We start from the raw sequence: 18,330 nt of genomic DNA, 5'->3' as shown, positions 1-18,330 counted from the left end.
CCAGGCGTCGCTTACTTCGGCCCCATAATCTTCGCCAACTTCTCCGGCGACGGCGCCCCTTGCTGTTGCTGCAAGCCGCCCTTGTCATCCAGGTAGAAAATCGCCGGCGTCGCCGACAGTTCCAGCTCGTCCATCAACTTCATATTGGCATCGAGCCTGGCTTCGATGTCCGCCGGGATCTTGGCCAGCGCCTGCAGTTTGCTGCCTTTGCCGGCGGCTTCGTGCTCTTCCAGGGCCTTTTGCGGGTCCTTGGCGGCGAACAGGGCGGCCGACTTGGCGGCGCTGTCTTCGCGGATGATGCCGACCATGATGTGGCGCAACTGCACCTTGCCGGCTTTTACCCATGGCCGCGCCTGTTCCCAGAACATGTTGCAGTACGGGCAGTTGGGGTCGCTGAACAGGTAGACGATGCGCGGGGCGTTTTTGTCGCCGTCCTGGATCCAGCTGCTTTTTTCCATTTTGGCCCAGACTTCCTTGGCCATCGGCGCGTACACCAGTTTTTCCAGGGGCGCGCTGCTCAGGTCATTGCCCTGGGCGTCGTACAGGTTGCCGGCGATCACGCTCTTGCCGTCGGCGGTCAGGTACAGCGCCATACCGCGGTTCTGGTATTGCGCGGCGTAGCCGGTGAGGCCGCTGGGGGCGTCGAACTTGCCGAGGATTTTGGCGCCTTTGGCTTCGATCTGTTTGATCGGTGCCGGCCAGTCTTCGGCCTGGGCCAGGGTAGCTGCCAGTGTCAGCGGCAGCAGGGTCAGCAGGTGGCGGAGGCGAGGCATGTCGGTTTCCTTGTGGCGGCAGGGGCGGTGTCGAAGGGTTCCATGGCACGGGCCAGGCTGGCCTGGGACAACTCGCCCAGGTGGCTGTTGATCAGGCGCCCGTCGGCTTGGTAGAACAGCGTGGTGGGCAAGGCCATGGAGCCCACGGCCTGGCCGAGGCGGCCGCTGGCGTCGAACAACACGTTGTCGAGGGTCAGGCCCTGGGTGGCGAGGAAGGTGCTGACGCTTTGCATGCTTTCGGCCTGGTTGACGAACAGGAAGGTCACGTCGGGGCGCATGCGCTGGGCGTTTTCCAGCACCGGCATTTCGCGGCGGCACGGCGGGCACCAGGTGGCCCACAGGTTGATCACCAGCGGGCCGCCCTGGTAATCCGCCAGTTGCACGACCTCGCCATTGGCGTTGCGCAAGGTGATGTCCGGCAGGCGTGTGCCTTTTTCATACACGCTCAAGGACAGGCTGGTCATGCCCCAGAACACCAGCCCGGTGACGACCCCGGCGCTCAGTGGCTTGCGCAGCGCCGGGCGACGCCAGCCGTAGAGCAGTGCACCGAGGATCAGGGCGACGATACCGGGCCAGGCGAGAAAACCGCCGTCGCGCAGGTCGACCATCTGCAGCCAGTCATTGCTGTAGTAACTCCAGTACATCAGCACGAAGCTGACGCGGGCCGCCAGCATGCCCAGCAGGAACAGGCTGAACAGCACCGATTCCGGATTTTCACCGCCACGCTTGGCCACGCGCCAACCCACCAGGGTGGCGAGAATCAACGCGCTGATCAGCAGGATGTGATTCAGGGCGATGGCGAAGGTGCCGATGGTCAGGGTCAGCATCAGAGGGCGTCCCGGGCGTGAGTCCAGCGTTGCAGGAAAGCGGCGGCATCCACTTCGCCGGTGATGCGCTGGGCGCGGCGTTCCTCACCGTCAGGGCCGATCCACACGAAGCTGGGCGGCCCCGGCACCTGGTAACGGCCCAGCAGTGCGCGGCTGGCGGCATTGTCGGCGGTGACGTCGAGGCGCAGCAGGCGTACATCCTTCAATGCATCGAGCACTTCGGGTTTGCCGAACACCTGTTTTTCCATGATCTTGCACGACACGCACCAGTCGGCGTAGTAGTCCACCAGCACCCATTGGCCCTGGGCCTTGGCGCTGTCGAGCTGGCCTTGCAGCACAGCGGGGTCATTGATGGTCATGAAGGCTTCGTGGGCGCTGGGTGCGGCAGTGCTCCGCGAGCCGCTGTAGACCTTCAACGGTTGCCACAGGTCATCGCTGCCTCCCGCCGCACCCACCAGCAGCAGTCCGCCCCATAACCCCACGACCACGGAACCGGCGCCGAACAGCATGGCGACCCGCCCGAAATCCTGGGCCAGGCGCCAGCCGCAATAGGCCATGGACATGGCCAGCACGCCCCACAGGCCGAGCCACAGGCTTTCGTCGATCACCGGGCGAATCATCAGCACGGCGGTGGCCAGGAACAGGAAGCCGAAGATGCCCTTGAGCACATTCATCCAGGTACCCGGCTTGGGCAGGAAACGGTTGCCCACGGTCACCAGCAACAGCAGCGGCACGCCAATGCCGATGCCCATGGCGAACAGGATCAGGCCGCCGTGCAGGGCATTGCCGCTCTGGGCGATATACAGCAATGCACCGGCCAGGGGCGCGGTCATGCACGGCCCCACCAGCAGGCCGGACAGCGCGCCGAGCACCCCGGCGCCGACCAGGCTGCCGCCGCTCTGGTTGCGGCTGACGTTATCCAGGCGATCGCGCAAGGCCACGGGCAGTTGCAGTTCGAAGAAGCCGAACATCGGCAGGGCGAGGATCACGAACAAGGCGGCGAAGCTGCCGAGGATCCACGGGGTTTGCAACAGCGCCGCGAGGTTGGCGCCGAGCAGGGCGGCGAGTACGCCAAGCGCCGCATACACCAGCGCCATGCACACCACGTAGCTGCCGGCCAGGGCAAAGCCGCGACGCGGGCTCGCGCCACTGCCCACCACCAGGCCGGCGAGGATCGGCAGCATCGGCAACGAACACGGGGCAAACGCCAGCAGCAGGCCCAGGCCGAAGAACACCAGCAGGCTCCAGCCCAGGCTGCGTTGTTGCAGGCCGCTGGCCAGGCTCTGGTCCTGGGCTTCGGCGGTGGCCGCAACGGCGGGGTTGCCGCCCAGGTCTACGCTGATCGACTGCGGCGGATAGCACAGCCCTGCATCGGCGCAGCCCTGCCAGCCGAGCTTGACCTGGCCGGTGACACCGGCGGGAATCTTCACTTCCAGGCCCTGGCGATACACTTCCTGCTCGCCAAAGAATTCGTCGCTATGGGCTTCGCCTTGCGGCAACACGGGCTTTTCGGCCAGGCCATCGAACTTCATGCGCTGCTTGTACAGGTAATAACCGTCGGCAATCTGCCAATACAGCTGGGTCTCGCCACTTTCAAGACGTTCGGAGGTAAAGGTGAAGGCCTTGCCCACCGGGAGGAAATCGGCTTTGGTCTCAAACGGATTGCCCGGCGCCGCCTGGGCCAACCCCGCGAATAACACCAGCAGAAAGGTAAACAGATGCCGCATGGTCAAGCCTTAGTTCGATGCAAGTGAGGCACACAATGTGTGGCGTTGATTAACCGATGATTAACCGGGCGCTATTCTAAAGTGTAGGGATTATCTGAGCTTGCATCTTTTCACGGCATAATCTGCGCTTAATCCGTTGCACTTTTAATCCCCCCATCTTTCATGAAGGGTTCAGCATGCACGTACTGGTCTGTGAAGACGACGAACTGATCGCCAGCGGCATCGTGGCCGGCCTCGGTGCCCAGGGCTTTACAGTCGAGCGCGTGGCCACGGCCGCCGCTGCGCGCGCGATGCTCAAGGCGGCGACCTTCGACATCATGGTGCTCGACCTCGGCCTGCCCGACGAAGACGGCCTCAAGCTGCTGCAACAGCTGCGCAGCCAGGGCCTGGAGATTCCGGTGCTGATCCTCACCGCGCGGGATTCGGTGACCAACCGCGTCGACGGCCTGCAAGCCGGTGCCGATGACTACCTGCTCAAACCCTTCGACCTGCGCGAATTGGCCGCACGCCTGCAAACCCTGCTGCGCCGGATGGCGGGGCGCAGCGTCAACCTGATCGAGCACGGCCGGCTGACCTACGACCCAAGCAGCCGCGAAACCCTGCTGGGCGGCCAGCCCGTGGACCTGTCCCGACGTGAACAGGCGCTCTTGCAGGCCTTGCTGCACAACAAAGGCCGGGTGCTGTCCAGCGAGCAACTCAAGGACAGCGTCTACGGCTTCAACGATGAACTGGAAAGCAACGCCCTCAACGTGCATATCCATCACCTGCGGCGCAAGTTGGGCAATGGCATCGTCGAGACCGTGCGCGGCCTGGGTTACCGCCTCGGCCCGGCAGACGATGGCGAGAACGTTTCGTGAAAAGCCTGCGCCTGCGCCTGACGTTCAAGCTCGGCGCCGCGTTTGTGCTGATCTGGGCCCTGGCGGCGGCCTGGATGCTCAACGACCTGCGCAATCAGATGATGTTCTCCCTCGACCAGCGCCTGGTGGCGTCGGCGCGCATGGTGGCGGGCCTGACCGAGCAGATGCCGGGCCTGGCCAGTGTCAGCGGCGGCGCGCATTTCAGCGCCGAGCAACTGAATGTGCCGGGGGGCATGGCGTGCCAGGTCAGCTCCTTGCGCGGGGAAATCCTCGCCCGCAGCCATACCACGCCGGATGAGGGCCTGGAGTCGCGCAAGAGCGGCTTTCGTGACCAGGTCATCGACGGCGTGGGCTGGCGCAGTTTTACCCTGTCCCGTGGCGACCTGTTGATCACTACCGCCGACCGCCAGGTGGAGCGCGAGGCGCTGAACCTGTCGATCCTGCTCGCCGCCTCGGTGCCGGTGGGCGTGGCGATGCTCGGTTGCCTGTGCCTGTTGTGGCTGGGCATCGGCCAGAGCCTGCTGCCGCTCAACCGCATGCGTGACGCGCTGATGCGCCGCAGTGCCGATTCCCTCGAACCGTTGCAGATCCACCCGCTGCCCAGCGAACTCAAGCCGCTGCTCGACACCCAGAACCAACTGCTGCAACGCATCGCCAAGACCATCGAGCGCGAACGCCGCCTCACCGGCGACGCCGCCCACGAGCTGCGCAGCCCGCTGACGGCGATCAAGACCCACCTGCAAGTGGCGCGCATGACCGAGGGCGCGGCCCGCGACCAGTCCCTGGCCCATGCCGAGGAGGGCGCCGACCGCTTGCATCGCACCCTGGAGCAATTGCTGCTGTTGGCGCGGGTGGAAGGCAGCCTGTCATTCGACGATGGCGTGCAGTCCAGCGCCGAGGAAGTCGCACGGCTGGCGATCCAGGACGCGAATGCCGGCGATAATGGGCGTATCGACCTGAACCTGGCGGACAACCTCAGCGAAACCCCGGTGGACATGCCGGTGGGCCTGGCGGTCGCCGCCCTGCGCAACCTGTTGGACAATGCCCTGCGCCACACACCCGCAGACACACGGGTGGAGCTCAGTGTGTTTACCGCCGCCGACCACGTGATCTTCCGCGTGCGCGACCACGGCAAGCAGATCTCCCCCGAAGACCTGCAATACCTCACCCAACGCTTCTGGCGCAACGGCAACAGCGAGGGCTGTGGCCTGGGCCTGGCGATCGTGCAGGCGATCGTGCAGCGCTGTGCCTGCTCATTGACGTTCGACAGCCAGGCGGATGGCCTGCGCGTCGATCTGGGCATGCCGTTACGACGCTGACCTCCTTTTCGACGTGCCAAATAGTTACCGCCCGCTTGAAGTGCAACCCTTCAGGATGGCGGTAATTTTTTTGCGCTTGAACGGGCCGAAAGACTCGGCCTGTATTGAAAAGGACGGTTCTTATGTTGGTCATCGATACCAGTTTCCCCGCCAGGGATTTCAACGAACGTCACGGCGAACCCGTGCGGCAGGTGATCCTGCATTACACCGCGGCGCCGTTCGCCTCCTCCTTGCGAACTCTGACCCGGAACGGGGTCAGCGCGCATTACCTGCTGCCTGATCCCGACGAGCCCGGCTACCGCGCCGCCGGGTATGACGAGTTACGCGTGTTTCGCCTGGTGCACGAAAACCAGCGCGCCTGGCATGCCGGGGCGAGCCACTGGGGTGGGCGCGATAACCTCAACAGTCGGGCGATCGGCATCGAAATCGTCAACCTGGCTCGGGATGACGGTGGCGTCTTCACCTTTCCCGCGTATGGCCAGGAGCAGGTGGCGGTGTTGATTGCATTGCTTCGCGACATCCTTGGGCGTTACCCGCAGATCGGACCGGCCGACATCCTCGGGCACTCGGACGTGGCGTACTGGCGCAAGAGCGATCCGGGGCCGCGCCTGCCCTGGCGCGGTTTGTTCGAGGCGGGAGTCGGGGCATGGTTCGACGAGTCGACGCGGGCCATGTACCAGCGCCGGTTTTGTGTCGGGCTGCCGCCTGAAGTGGAGGTGGAGCGCGCATTTCAGCGCTATGGCTATAAGCCGGCGCAGAATCGCCAGGCGTTCGAGCAGCGCACCCGGGCGTTTCAGATGCACTTTCGGGCGCGGGATTATTGTGGTGTGTTGGATGCCGAGACCTGCGCGATCCTGTATGCCTTGAATGAAAAATACCGCGGACTTTGAGCTCATCCATCAGTCAACCATCACTGCCCCTAAATCCTTTTCTCGCTGGTGCGTTTCCAGAACAGGAAATCCGTGCGCATGCCCTTGGGCCAGACGCCAACGGATCGGCAGTTTGGTCACCATCATCCGCGTATTGAGGGATCGAGAGATGTCAGTCGCTACCAGCCGTATCGAAGATACCCAGGTGCATGAAACGCTTTATCAGTTCGACGAAAGCCCGCTGCTGGCCCGCCAGCGTCAGCAGGAATCCAACGCCCGCAGTTACCCGCGGCGCATCCCCCTGGCGCTCAAACGCGCCAAGGGGATCTACGTGGAAGACGTGGAGGGTCGCAGTTTCATCGATTGCCTGGCCGGCGCCGGTACCCTGGCGTTGGGGCACAACCACCCGGTGGTCATCCAGGCCATCCAGCAAGTGCTGAGCGACGAACTGCCGTTGCACACCCTGGACCTGACCACGCCGGTCAAGGACCAGTTCGTGCAGGACCTGTTCGGCCTGCTGCCGGCGGAGCTGGCGCGGGAAGCCAAGATCCAGTTCTGCGGCCCCACCGGTACCGATGCCGTGGAAGCGGCGTTGAAATTGGTACGCACTGCCACGGGGCGCAGCACGGTGCTGTCGTTCCAGGGCGGTTATCACGGCATGAGCCAGGGCGCGTTGAGCCTGATGGGCAGCCTGGGGCCGAAAAAACCCTTGGGTGCCCTGCTCGGCAATGGCGTGCAGTTTTTGCCATTCCCTTACGACTACCGTTGCCCGTTCGGTCTTGGCGGCGCAGAAGGCGTGCGGGTCAACCTGCATTACCTGGAAAACCTGCTCAACGACCCGGAAGCCGGGGTGTTGCTGCCGGCGGCGGTGATTGTCGAAGTGGTGCAGGGCGAGGGCGGGGTGATCCCGGCCGATCTCGACTGGCTGCGCGGCCTGCGGCGCATCACCGCGCAGGCGGGTGTGGCGTTGATCGTTGATGAAATCCAGAGCGGGTTCGGCCGTACCGGCAAGATGTTTGCCTTCGAACACGCCGGCATCATCCCGGATGTGGTGGTGATGTCCAAGGCCATCGGCGGCAGCCTGCCGTTGGCGGTGGTGGTGTATCGCGACTGGCTAGACACCTGGCTGCCGGGCGCCCATGCCGGGACATTCCGTGGCAATCAGATGGCCATGGCGGCCGGTTCGGCGGTGATGCGCTACCTCAAGGAGCACGACCTGGCCGGCCATGCGACCGCCATGGGCGAGCGCCTGGGCGAACACCTGCGCATCCTGCAGCGCGACTACCCGCACCTGGGGGATATTCGCGGGCGCGGGCTGATGCTCGGTGTGGAACTGGTGGACCCGGACGGCACCCTGGATATCCAGGGCCACCCGCCGGTGCATCGCCAACTGGCACCGCTGGTACAGCGTGAATGCCTCAAGCGCGGCCTGATCCTCGAGCTGGGCGGCCGGCATGGCAGCGTGGTGCGCTTCCTGCCGCCACTGGTGATCACCGCCGCCGAGATCGACCGCGTGGCCGAGATCTTCGGGCGCGCCCTGGCGGCAGCCGTCGCCAGCCTCTAATTTTTTGGCGTGTTGGTACGTTTCTACAGATATCAGCGCTGCGCGTGGTGCGCAGCCAGCCTTTGAGCGATGGAGAACAGCAATGACCTCAGTATTTGACCGCGACGACATCCTGTTTCAGGTAGTGGTCAACCATGAAGAACAGTATTCCATCTGGCCCGACTACAAGGCCGTGCCGGAAGGCTGGCGCACCGTGGGCAAGAGCGGCCTGAAGAAAGAGTGCCTGGCCTACATCGAAGAAACCTGGACCGATATGCGTCCGTTGAGCCTGCGCCAGAAGATGGACGGCGCAACGCTGGCCTGACGCAAAACCTGCAGTAGGCCGGCCTGTCGTGGTGGGCGGGCTTTTTGTGGCAAGCGGGCTTGTTGTGGTTGAGCGGGCTTGTTGTGGTGAGCGGGGCAAGCCCGCTCACCACAAAAAGCTCACCACAAAAAGCTCACCACAATAAGCTCACCACAAACCACAACAAGCTCATCACATTCGCCATGACCTTACGCGTTCTTGTCCTTCTCCAACCCCCCCGCAGCCCCCGTCACCACCTGCACACTCAAGCGCGGCGTGGCCAGGTCCAGCCCGGCTTCATCCAGATGCCGCTTCAGCGACAGGTTGAACGCCCGCGACACTTCCCACTGCTTGATCGGCGCCGTCTTGAAGCGCGCGCGCAGGATCGCACTGCCTGACTCGAAGCTTTCCACCCCCTGGATCTCCAGTGGCGACCAGATATTGCGGCGTTGCAGCGGATCGTTGCGCATTTTCTGGCCGACATCGCGCATCAGCTTGATCGCGTCGTCGATTTCCATGTTGTACGGGATCGCCACCCGGAAGATCGCGTAGCCGAACTCCCGCGAGTAGTTCTTGATGCTCTTGATCTCGCTGAACGGGATGGTGTGCACGATGCCGTCAATGTCGCGCAGGCGTACGGTACGGATGGTCAGGCCTTCGACGGTGCCGAGGTGGCCGCCGACGTCCACGTAGTCATCGATGGCCAGGGAGTCTTCGATGATGATGAACAGGCCGGTGATCAAGTCGGCCACCAGTGACTGCGCACCAAAACCGATGGCCAGGCCGATCACACCGGCACCGGCCAGCAGTGGCGTGACGTTCATGCCCATGTTTGCCAGGGCGACGATGGCGGCAATGATGAAGATGGTCACGAACAGCACGTTGCGGATCAGCGGCATCATGGTCTGCGCGCGGGCATTGGCCAGGCCTTTGCGCGAGCGGGTGAGGGCGTGATGGATCGCGGTGTCGCTGAGGATCCAGATCAACCAGGCAAATAGCAGTGTGCCGCCCAGGCCGAACAGCTTGACGCTGATTTCATGGCCGTCGCCTTCGGTAAAGCGGATCAGCGACAGGCCCCAGACCCGCAGCCCGAGTTCGATAAACACCAGCCACACCACCAGGTGGGCGAGGGTGTAGACAAAGCTTTTCAGGCGTTCGGAGTACAGCGCATGGCGCTTGTGCCCCCGTTGCGGCTTGAGCGCATGGCGTCGCACCAGGCCGTTGATCACCATGCACAACACCAGCAACACCGTGCACAACAGCGACTGGCGCAGGGCGGTGCTGGTGTCGCCGGCGGAGACGAAGGTGGCGAACAGCGAGATACCCACCAACAACAAGGCTGGGATGTACCAGAAGGTGCCGATGATCTCGATGGTGTCGCTGAGGGCGCGGCGGGTCAGGCGGCGCGACAGCGGCTGGTTGCGGATCAGGTGGGCGATCGGCCGCCGGAAACGCAGGATAAACACGCCGGTGGACAGCGCGGCCATCACATTGGCGACCGTGGCCGCCGTGTGGGCCAGGTGCTGGCCGAGCGCAGCCACCAGCCGCGGGTCGCTCAAGGCTTCACCAAAGGCGGCAAAGCTGCCGATCCACCACAACGGGCGGAACGCCTGGTGGCGCAGGATATACAGCGCGCGGTGGCGGTGCGGGCCGTCGAGCAGGGAGAAGGCAATCACGCAGATCGCCGAGAAGCAGGTGCCGACCACCAGCGCATACGCCAGCACCATTGCCAGGGATTTGCCCAGGGACGAGGGCAGGGCGTAGCTCAGGTACACGGTGATCACCAGTGCGATCAGCCAGGGCCCTAATTTGCGCAGGGCGAAGCGCAGCATGTCCCAGGTACGCGGGTGTTGCGGCAACTCCTCGGGCAGACCGAAGCGCTCGCGTACCCGGTGGCTGAGCCAGATCAACGCGGCTGCCAGCAGGCTCCACACCGCCAGGATCACTGCAAAGCCGAAAATGATCGGCAGCCATTCGCTGGCCGGCAGCATCAGGGCGCTGAGTTCGTCCTTGGCCAGGTCGATTTCATTCGACCAGCGCCCCAGCGGGCTGTCGGCTCCGGAGAACTGCTGCTCCAGGCCCGACAGCGTACTGCCGATCAGCCCGAGCACGCCTTGCTCGGCGGCGGGCTGGGCCTTCTGGGTAGCGGCGCGCAGCTTCTTCAAGTCGCTCAGCAACTGGGTGCGTTGCTGGTCGTTTTCCAGGGTCTTGATCACCTCGTCCAGCGACTGCCCCAACGGCACTTCGGCCTGGGGTTGGGCCTTGGTGGTGCCGAGCAGCCCGGGCAGGCCCACCGCTTGGGCGGACGAGAGCGGCAGCAGCGTGAGCAGGGCGATCAGGAAACAGCAGGGCAGGGCAAACAGACGGGAAAGCACGAGGCGGTCAACCTTGGAAACGACGGGTTGAGCGAGTGTACGAGTGCAAGCGTCATTCGGCCAGTTTGGCGAGGATCTTGTACACCACGGTGCCCAGGATCAGCAGCATGCCGACCCACATGCCGAACACGCCGAGGGGCTTGTCGCGGAAGTTGAAGCCGACGGCGAGCATGATCATGCCGATCAGGATAGGGATAAGCATGGCGTGGAAGGAGGACATGGAGATCATGGGGCGACGGCCTTGTCGGAGTGGGAATACTGACAAGTCTAGGTCGGATTGCAGAAGGTGGCGTTGATATGTGTCAGGTTGGATTTCCTGTAGGAGCTGGCTTGCCAGCGAAAAAATCCTGGACGCCGCGTTCATCCAGGATGCTCGCGTCATCGTGAGCGATTTTCGCCGGCAAGCCAGCTCCTACAGGAGGGTTGATCAGGGCAGGTCGTGGCTGGCGTAGAACGCGCCCAACACCTTCACCAGATGCGCCAGGTCATGGCTGCCGCACAGTTCACGAATGGAGTGCATGGCAAACGTCGGCAAACCGATATCCACCGTACGCACACCCAGGTGGCTGGCGGTGATCGGGCCGATGGTCGAGCCGCAGCCCATGTCGCTGCGCACCACGAAGCTCTGCACCGGCACTTCCTGGGCCATGCACAGGTGACGGAAGAACCCGGCGGTTTCGCTGTTGGTGGCGTAGCGCTGGTTGCTGTTGACCTTGATCACCGGGCCGGCATTGAGCTTGGGGCCGTGGTTGGCGTCGTGCTTGTCGGCGTAGTTGGGGTGTACGCCGTGGGCATTGTCGGCCGACACCAGCAGGGATTTCTGAATGGTGCGTACGAATTCATCACCTTCAGGCAACAGGCGACGCAGGGTCTGTTCCAGCATCGGGCCGTCGGCACCGCAGGCCGAGCAGGAACCGACTTCCTCGTGGTCGTTGCACACCAGCACGCAGGTTTCGTCGCTCTCGCTGGTGAGCAAGGCTTGCAGGCCGGCGTAGCACGACAGCAGGTTGTCGAGGCGTGCGCCGGCGATGAAGTCGCCGTTGAGGCCGATGACGGCGGCGCTCTGGGTGTCATAGAAGCTCAACTCGTAGTCGAGCACCACATCGGCGTTCAGCCCATGCTCCCGTGCCAACTGCTCGGTGAGCACGGCACGGAAGTCCACGCGTTCATCACCGGCAAATTGCGCGAGGATCGGCGGCAATTCGGTCTGGGCATTGATCGCCCAGCCCTGGTTGGCTTCACGGTTCAGGTGAATGGCCAGGTTGGGGATGATGGCGATGGGCAGCTTGAAGTCGATCAGCTGGCTTTCGACCTTGCCGTCGCGACGGAAGGTGACGCGGCCGGCCAGGGACAGGTCGCGGTCGAACCACGGCGCCAGCAGCGCGCCGCCGTAGACTTCCACGCCGAGTTGCCAGAAGCCCTGGCGTTGCAGCTCAGGCTGGGGCTTGACCCGCAGGCACGGGCTGTCGGTATGGGCGCCGACCAGGCGAATCCCGCCTTGCAACGGCGAATGGCGGCCGAGCTTGAAGGCGATGATCGAGGAATCGTTGCGGGTCACGTAGTAGCGACCGTTGGCTTCGGTGGCCCAGGTCTCGCGCTCGTCGAGGCGCTGGAAACCGGCCGCTTCCAGGCGCTGGGCCAGGGCGGCGGTGGCATGAAAAGGAGTAGGGGAGGCCTTGAGGAAGTCGATCAGGCCTTGATTCAACGCTTCGCGCATAAATAGCTCCAGACAGCAATGCGCGGAGTTTACCGTTCGAGGGCGAGAAGTGCACCGCCCCTCCTACATTTACTGTATTTACAGCTTTAGAACGGTGCTGGGCACTCAAAGCGCAAGCGCTCGCCGCTTTGCGGGTGAGTGAAGCTCAGCATGCTCGCGTGCAGGCACAGGCGCGGCCAGGCGGCCAGGGCCTGTTCATGGGCATACAGGCCGTCACCGAGCAACGGATGCCCGATGGACAGCATATGCACGCGTAACTGGTGCGACCTTCCGGTAATCGGTGTCAGCTCGACCCGGCACCAGTCGCCACAGCGTTCCAGCACTTTCCAGAACGTCAGCGCGTGCTTGCCGAACTCGTGGTCCACCACATGGCGCGGTTTGGTCGGCGGGTCGTAGCGCAGGGGCAGGTCGATGCTGCCGCTGTCCAGTGCCGGCTGGCCCCAGGCCAGCGCGGTGTAGGCCTTTTCGGTTTCGCGGTCGTGAAACTGGCGGGACAGTTCGCGATGGGTATCGGCATCCCGGGCCAGCAGGATGATCCCCGAGGTTTCCCAGTCCAGTCGATGGACGATGCGGGCTTCGGGGTAGCCGTTTTCCTGCAGGCGGGTGATCAGGCAGTCCTTGTTGTCATCGGCGCGGCCGGGCACCGAGAGCAACAGGGTCGGCTTGTTCACCACCAGGACAGCGTCGTCCTGATGCAGGATATGAATAGTGGACAGCGGCATTAAACAGCCTCGCAACAAACGCCAACGGCGGCTCGACCACCCGGTTCCCGCGAAGGGATCAAGGTGACCGAGCCGCCGTGGCGGCCGCCTGTTCGATCAACGATCAGGCAGGGTGATATTGAGTTCCAGAATCGAGCAGCTGCCGTCATTTTCCAGGGCGACATGCACGTCATCGTTGCCGATATTGACGTACTTGCGGATCACCTCCACCAGTTCCTTCTGCAAGGCGGGCAGGTAATCCGGGGTGCTGCGTTGGCCGCGTTCGTGCGCCACGATGATCTGTAGACGCTCTTTCGCGACCGACGCGGTGCTTGGCTTTTTGTTGGCGCGAAAGAAGTCGAGAAATTTCATTGTTTAGTTGCCTCCAAAGATACGCTCGAAGAATCCCTTCTTCTTAACATCGAGGAAGCGATGTTCCACGGTCTTGCCCAGCAAGCGATCAACCGCATCGCTGTACGCCTGGCCGGCGTCGCTCTGGTCGTCGAGAATCACCGGGACGCCCTGGTTGGACGCCTTCAGCACCGCCTGGGATTCCGGGATCACGCCCAGCAGGGTCACGGCGAGGATTTCCTTGACGTCTTCAACACCGAGCATTTCGCCGTTGCTGACGCGCTCAGGGTTGTAGCGGGTGAGCAGCAGGTGTTCCTTGATCGGGTCCTGGCCTTCCTCGGCGCGCTTGGACTTGCTGGCCAACAGGCCGAGCATGCGGTCCGAGTCACGTACCGAAGACACTTCCGGGTTGGTCACCACGATGGCTTCATCGGCGAAGTACATCGCCAGGTGAGCACCGGTTTCGATACCGGCCGGGGAGTCGCAGACCACGTACTCGAAGGTTTCCTTCAGTTCAGCGAGAACCTTGCCTACGCCTTCCTTGGTCAGCGCATCTTTGTCGCGGGTCTGGCTGGCGGCCAGCACGTACAGGTTCTCAAGGCGCTTGTCCTTGATCAGTGCCTGTTGCAGGTTGGCTTCGCCGTTCACCACGTTGACGAAGTCGTACACCACGCGGCGTTCGCAGCCCATGATCAGGTCGAGGTTACGCAAACCGACGTCGAAGTCGACGATGACTGTCTTGTGGCCGCGCAGAGCGAGGCCGGTACCGATAGCGGCGCTGGTGGTGGTCTTACCCACACCACCCTTGCCGGATGTAACCACGAGAATCTTGGCCAAGGTGTTTCACCCCTAAGGAAAAAGGACTTTTCAGCCCCTGAAAAACATCTCTTGGAACTCGCCGCAGGCGGACAGCCTTTGTAGGAAAAAAGACGGGTTTTCGCAGGAAAAACGCCAACCTTCAAATGTTCCTACGCAAGTAATGCCAGTTTCGCTGTGCTATCAGAGTCTAGAGATGCTTGGAAAATGCGGCAGTATCCGTTAAAGACGGATGATGTTCAACACATCGCCCGACAGGCTGACCTGCACCGCGGCTCCCCACAGCGGATCGCGGCGCAAATCTTCCGAAACCTTGTACTGGCCCGCGATGGACACCAGCTCAGCGGTCAATTGCTGGCAAAAAATGCGTGCCTTGGTATCCCCCTTGATGCCGGCGAGGGCACGTCCGCGCATCGGACCGTATACATGGATATTGCCATCGGCGAGAAGTTCCGCGCCGGGACTGACCGAAGAGATCACCACCAGGTCGCCGCCCTGGGCGTAAATCTGCTGTCCGCCGCGTACGGGCGTGGTGATTATCTTTGTAGGCTTGATCGTCGGTTCCGCTGGTTTTTCCGGTTTTTTCTGCACTTCGCCGACCAAAGGTTCCAGTGGACGCTCACGCGCGCCGGAGGGTGGCAGTACTGGCAGTTCAATGGCGATGGCGGCGGCAATGTCTTCGATGCGGCTGGCACGAATCGCCAGGGTTCGCAGGCCGTGGGAGCGGCACACGCGCATCAGGCCGGGCAGGTCGATGCTGCCCTGGCCGGCCGGCAGTTTGTCCAGGGCCAGTACCAGCGGGGCGTTGTTAAAGAAGTTCGGCGCCAGGGCAACCTTGGCGGCGAGCTGGCGGTCCAGGGCGTCGAGGTCGTTGCGGGCCAGTTCCAGCACGGTGATGGCGAGCATGCTGCCTTTCAGCTGGAACACGGGATCTTGGTCTAGCGGTTCGGTTTGGCTCATGGTCGGCAAAAAGCGGCTTGTCACGAAAAGTGTCGAGACTTATAACGAGAACACTCACTGGCCGCAAGCCGAGTCGAACCGTTGTAGAATGCGCGGCCCTGTCTTTCCCGGAATCTGTAATGGATCGCCCGCGTTTTCGAGCTGTATTTTTTCACCCGCGCTTTTGGCTGTTATGGCTGGGACTCGGCCTGCTGTGGCTGGTGACCCAACTGCCGTACCGTGCGCTGCTGACCATTGGTCGCCTGCTGGGTGCAGGCATGTACCGTGTGGCCGGCGAACGTCGCCGCATCGCCGCCCGCAACCTGGAACTGTGCTTCCCGGAAAAATCCTCCGCAGAGCGCAAGAAGCTGCTCAAGGAAAACTTCGCCTCCACCGGCATCGCCTTCTTCGAAATGGCCATGAGCTGGTGGTGGTCGCGCCAGCGCCTGGCGCGCCTGGCCCATGTCGAAGGCCTGGAACACCTCAAGCAGGCCCAACTGGATGGCAAGGGCGTGATCCTCATGGCCCTGCACTTCACCACCCTGGAAATCGGTGCGGCCCTGCTGGGGCAGAAGCACACCATCGACGGCATGTACCGCGAGCACGGCAACCCGCTGTTCGACTATATCCAGCGCCGTGGCCGCGAGCGGCATAACCTCGACTCCCTGGCGGTCGAGCGCGAAGACGTGCGCGGCATGCTCAAGCTGCTGCGTGCCGGCCGCGCCATCTGGTATGCACCGGACCAGGACTACGGCGCCAAGCAAAGTATCTTCGTGCCGCTGTTCGGCATCCAGGCCGCCACCGTGCCTGCCACCAGCAAGTTCGCCAAGCTGGGCAAGGCGCTGGTGGTGCCGTTCACCCAGCAGCGCTTGGCGGACGGCAGCGGTTACCGCCTGGTGATCCACCCGCCGTTGAGCGACTTCCCCGGCGAAAGCGATGAAGTCGACTGCCTGCGCATCAACCAGTGGGTCGAAGCCTCGGTGCGTGAATGTCCCGAGCAATACCTGTGGACCCACCGCCGCTTCAAGAGCCGGCCACCGGGCGAACCCAAGCTGTACGAAAAACGCCGTCGCTAAGACCGACTTTCCCCCCACATGGAGTGATGCAATGCGCGCAGCTGAACCGGTTACAGGCTTGATTCTTTCCGGCGGCGGGGCGCGAGCGGCGTATCAGGTGGGGGTATTGGCGGCGATTGCCGAGCTGTTGCCGCCGGGGGCGCCCAACCCTTTTCCGGTGATCGTCGGCACGTCGGCCGGTGCGATCAATGCGGTGAGCCTGGCCAGCGGTGCGATGGATTTCACGGCGGCCATCCAGCGCCTGACCGCGTTCTGGCAGGGATTTCGCAGCCACCTGGTATTGCGCAGCGATTGGCCGGGGGTGGTGCGCCAGGCGAGTCGCTTCTTTACCCACAGCTTGCTGGGGCTGGGCCGGCAGTTGCCGGTGGCGCTGCTCAACAGCTCGCCGCTGCGGGATTTGTTGCAGGACAAACTGCATTTGGCAGGTATCGACGAGGCCATCCGCCAACAGCACCTGCATGCGGTCGCCGTCACGGCCTTCGGCTATGAATCCGGGCAGGCGGTGACTTTCTATCAGGGCGGCGGCACCATCGACGCCTGGTTGCGCCATCGGCGTATCGGAGTGCCGACGCAACTCACGGTTGAACACCTGCTGGCCAGTTCGGCGATCCCCTTGCTGTTTGCCCCGGTGAAGCTCGACCAGGAATACTTCGGCGACGGCGCGGTGCGCCAGTCGGCGCCCATCAGCCCGGCGCTGCACCTGGGGGCGACCCGGGTGCTGGTGGTGGGTGTCAGCGGTAACCCGCGGGGCAATGAACCGATGGCGCAACGCACCTATACCGGCCAGGAGCCGACGTTGGCCCAGATCGGTGGGCATATGCTCAACAGCACGTTCATTGACAGCCTGGAAAGCGATATCGAACTGCTGGAGCGTCTGAACCAGTTCAGCCATCACCAGCCAGCCGACAGCGCGGCCCGTGGCCTGGCGCCGGTGGAAGTGCTGGTGATTGCGCCAAGCCAGCCGATCGACGAAATCGCCGCAAGGCATCGGCAGGAATTGCCGGCGGCATTGCGTCTGTTCCTGCGTGGGCCGGGGGCGACCAAGACGAGCGGGGCGGGGGTGCTGAGTTACTTGCTGTTCGAGGCGGGGTATTGCAGCGAGTTGATTGAGTTGGGCAGGAAGGATGCGCTGGCCAAGCGTGAAGAGATCATGCGGTTCCTGCGCTTGGCATGAACCCTTGTAGGAGCGAGCTTGCTCGCGAAGAACCCATAGGCACCGCTTTTGTTCTGAATAAACGCGGTGATCTCTGGTTTTTCGCGAGCAAGCTCGCTCCTGCAGGGGGTCAGAAGTGATACTTGACCAGGAAGCTCGCCGTGTCCTGGGTCGTCTTGAACGCGCCGGAATCCTCGATCCCGTACTTGTTCTTCCAGTAGTCGTATTCAAAGCCCACGTACAACTGCTTGTCGCCCCAATGCAGCGCCTTGCCCAAGTCGTATTTGACCTGCGGGTTGAAGTGCAGGTTGGCGTGGTAAGTGCCACGGGCGTTCTTGTCGTTGTCCACCACCCAATCCATAAAGCCGTCGATCAGGATATTCGAGTTGCCCACCGGCAGGGTGTACGACCATACCGGGGTGATCTGCCATACACCGTCGCCTGGGCGATTGCCTTCGGTCTGGCGCTGGTAGAAGTTCAGCTGGAAGTAGTCGAAGCCCGGGATGTTCAGGTCGAAGCCAGGGCCGAGCAGGTACGACTCGTTGTCGCCTTCGCCGAACTCATACGTGAAGGCCAGCAACACATCCTTGATCGGTCCGAAGGACAGGTCCTTGTCGAGAATCTTGCCGAACGACAACCGTGGGCTGAACTCGCCGTAATACGTATTCGGGCCGACATTGCCGTCTTCCTTGCCGTTGTAAAAGATGCGGTCGAGGAAGAAGAAGTTGTCGCCGTACTTCCAGGCATCGGCATGTTCGAACGTGACGGTTTGCTGGATCTGTGGGTTGACGGTAAAGCTCTTGCCCCACAGGTAAGTCAGGCTGTTGTTCTGCCACTGCAACAAGTCACCGGCCACGGCCTGGCCGCCGGCCAGCAGGGATCCCGCCAGCATCAGGCCTTTGAACATAGGTTTCATTCGGTTGCTCCCGAGTTAAAGTTTTATGGTTTTTCTTCTACACAAGCGCTCTGGTGCGGCGCCTTTA

The 18,330-nt window shown here is 63.0% G+C and carries 18 protein-coding genes; 7 read left to right on the top strand and 11 right to left on the bottom strand.

The window, feature by feature from the left end; translation table 11 throughout:
* Window positions 1-11: 11 nt before the first annotated feature.
* From dsbG to dsbD, 3 genes are read right to left on the bottom strand one after another with little or no spacing between them, the layout of a single operon-like run.
* Complete coding sequence (gene dsbG / locus J3D60_RS12440; protein WP_027603898.1) at window positions 12-773, bottom strand: thiol:disulfide interchange protein DsbG; 762 nt, start codon at window positions 771-773, stop codon at window positions 12-14.
* Window positions 749-1,600: a TlpA disulfide reductase family protein gene (locus tag J3D60_RS12435; RefSeq protein WP_253491618.1), complete on the bottom strand. Its 852-nt coding sequence runs from the start codon at window positions 1,598-1,600 to the stop codon at window positions 749-751. Before J3D60_RS12435 ends, dsbG begins: the two co-directional genes overlap by 25 nt.
* Window positions 1,600-3,327 carry a protein-disulfide reductase DsbD gene (gene dsbD, locus J3D60_RS12430; protein ID WP_253491616.1) on the bottom strand — a complete coding sequence of 576 codons (1,728 nt, stop codon included), beginning with the start codon at window positions 3,325-3,327 and terminating at the stop codon, window positions 1,600-1,602. The genes J3D60_RS12435 and dsbD overlap by 1 nt, the downstream gene beginning before the upstream one ends.
* A 176-nt stretch (window positions 3,328-3,503) precedes the next feature.
* Between dsbD and J3D60_RS12425 the strand changes: the two genes are divergently transcribed.
* The 5 genes from J3D60_RS12425 to J3D60_RS12405 all read left to right on the top strand — a co-directional run bounded on the left by J3D60_RS12425 (window position 3,504) and on the right by J3D60_RS12405 (window position 8,240).
* Window positions 3,504-4,184 carry a response regulator gene (locus J3D60_RS12425; RefSeq protein WP_027603901.1) on the top strand — a complete coding sequence of 227 codons (681 nt, stop codon included), beginning with the start codon at window positions 3,504-3,506 and terminating at the stop codon, window positions 4,182-4,184.
* Window positions 4,181-5,503 carry an ATP-binding protein gene (locus J3D60_RS12420; protein ID WP_065940528.1) on the top strand — a complete coding sequence of 441 codons (1,323 nt, stop codon included), beginning with the start codon at window positions 4,181-4,183 and terminating at the stop codon, window positions 5,501-5,503. The genes J3D60_RS12425 and J3D60_RS12420 overlap by 4 nt, the downstream gene beginning before the upstream one ends.
* A gap of 122 nt (window positions 5,504-5,625) precedes the next feature.
* Complete coding sequence (locus J3D60_RS12415) at window positions 5,626-6,393, top strand: N-acetylmuramoyl-L-alanine amidase (protein WP_253491614.1); 768 nt, start codon at window positions 5,626-5,628, stop codon at window positions 6,391-6,393.
* 148 nt (window positions 6,394-6,541) lie between these two features.
* A complete protein-coding gene (locus J3D60_RS12410; RefSeq protein ID WP_065940526.1) occupies window positions 6,542-7,936 on the top strand; it encodes an aspartate aminotransferase family protein in 1,395 nt (464 codons plus the stop codon).
* An 82-nt stretch (window positions 7,937-8,018) separates the two neighbouring features.
* Entirely contained in the window at window positions 8,019-8,240 is a 222-nt protein-coding gene (locus tag J3D60_RS12405; RefSeq protein WP_027603905.1) for an MbtH family protein, read from the top strand.
* Window positions 8,241-8,428: 188 nt separating this feature from the next.
* Here the strand turns inward: J3D60_RS12405 and J3D60_RS12400 are convergent, their stop codons facing one another.
* The 7 genes from J3D60_RS12400 to minC all read right to left on the bottom strand — a co-directional run bounded on the left by J3D60_RS12400 (window position 8,429) and on the right by minC (window position 15,139).
* Window positions 8,429-10,594: a mechanosensitive ion channel domain-containing protein gene (locus tag J3D60_RS12400; protein ID WP_253491613.1), complete on the bottom strand. Its 2,166-nt coding sequence runs from the start codon at window positions 10,592-10,594 to the stop codon at window positions 8,429-8,431.
* A gap of 52 nt (window positions 10,595-10,646) precedes the next feature.
* Entirely contained in the window at window positions 10,647-10,823 is a 177-nt protein-coding gene (locus tag J3D60_RS12395) for a hypothetical protein (RefSeq protein ID WP_016970148.1), read from the bottom strand.
* Window positions 10,824-11,021: 198 nt separating this feature from the next.
* Complete coding sequence (locus tag J3D60_RS12390; protein ID WP_027603907.1) at window positions 11,022-12,311, bottom strand: M18 family aminopeptidase; 1,290 nt, start codon at window positions 12,309-12,311, stop codon at window positions 11,022-11,024.
* 86 nt (window positions 12,312-12,397) lie between these two features.
* Window positions 12,398-13,033, bottom strand: a complete 636-nt coding sequence (locus J3D60_RS12385) for an RluA family pseudouridine synthase (RefSeq protein WP_065940525.1) — start codon at window positions 13,031-13,033, stop codon at window positions 12,398-12,400.
* A gap of 96 nt (window positions 13,034-13,129) precedes the next feature.
* A complete protein-coding gene (gene minE, locus J3D60_RS12380) occupies window positions 13,130-13,384 on the bottom strand; it encodes a cell division topological specificity factor MinE (protein ID WP_003175252.1) in 255 nt (84 codons plus the stop codon).
* Window positions 13,385-13,387: 3 nt separating this feature from the next.
* Complete coding sequence (gene minD / locus J3D60_RS12375; protein WP_003175251.1) at window positions 13,388-14,200, bottom strand: septum site-determining protein MinD; 813 nt, start codon at window positions 14,198-14,200, stop codon at window positions 13,388-13,390.
* Between the two features lie 201 nt (window positions 14,201-14,401).
* On the bottom strand, window positions 14,402-15,139 hold the full coding sequence (minC, locus tag J3D60_RS12370; RefSeq protein WP_027603909.1) for a septum site-determining protein MinC: 738 nt from the start codon (window positions 15,137-15,139) through the stop codon (window positions 14,402-14,404).
* A gap of 119 nt (window positions 15,140-15,258) precedes the next feature.
* On the opposite strand from minC, the gene J3D60_RS12365 reads away from it, so the two are divergent.
* Both J3D60_RS12365 and J3D60_RS12360 read left to right on the top strand, forming a co-directional pair.
* Window positions 15,259-16,194 carry a lipid A biosynthesis lauroyl acyltransferase gene (locus J3D60_RS12365; protein WP_253491612.1) on the top strand — a complete coding sequence of 312 codons (936 nt, stop codon included), beginning with the start codon at window positions 15,259-15,261 and terminating at the stop codon, window positions 16,192-16,194.
* Between the two features lie 31 nt (window positions 16,195-16,225).
* Complete coding sequence (locus tag J3D60_RS12360) at window positions 16,226-17,368, top strand: patatin-like phospholipase family protein (protein WP_115486788.1); 1,143 nt, start codon at window positions 16,226-16,228, stop codon at window positions 17,366-17,368.
* 109 nt (window positions 17,369-17,477) lie between these two features.
* Here the strand turns inward: J3D60_RS12360 and J3D60_RS12355 are convergent, their stop codons facing one another.
* Window positions 17,478-18,263: an outer membrane protein OmpK gene (locus J3D60_RS12355; RefSeq protein ID WP_065940522.1), complete on the bottom strand. Its 786-nt coding sequence runs from the start codon at window positions 18,261-18,263 to the stop codon at window positions 17,478-17,480.
* Between the last annotated feature and the right edge of the window lie 67 nt (window positions 18,264-18,330).

Source organism: Pseudomonas sp. S3E17, from assembly GCF_024168685.1.
GTDB classification, from domain to species: domain Bacteria; phylum Pseudomonadota; class Gammaproteobacteria; order Pseudomonadales; family Pseudomonadaceae; genus Aquipseudomonas; species Aquipseudomonas marginalis.
Note: the sequence above shows the minus strand (reverse complement) of the source record. Positions and strands in the feature narration are given on the sequence as shown.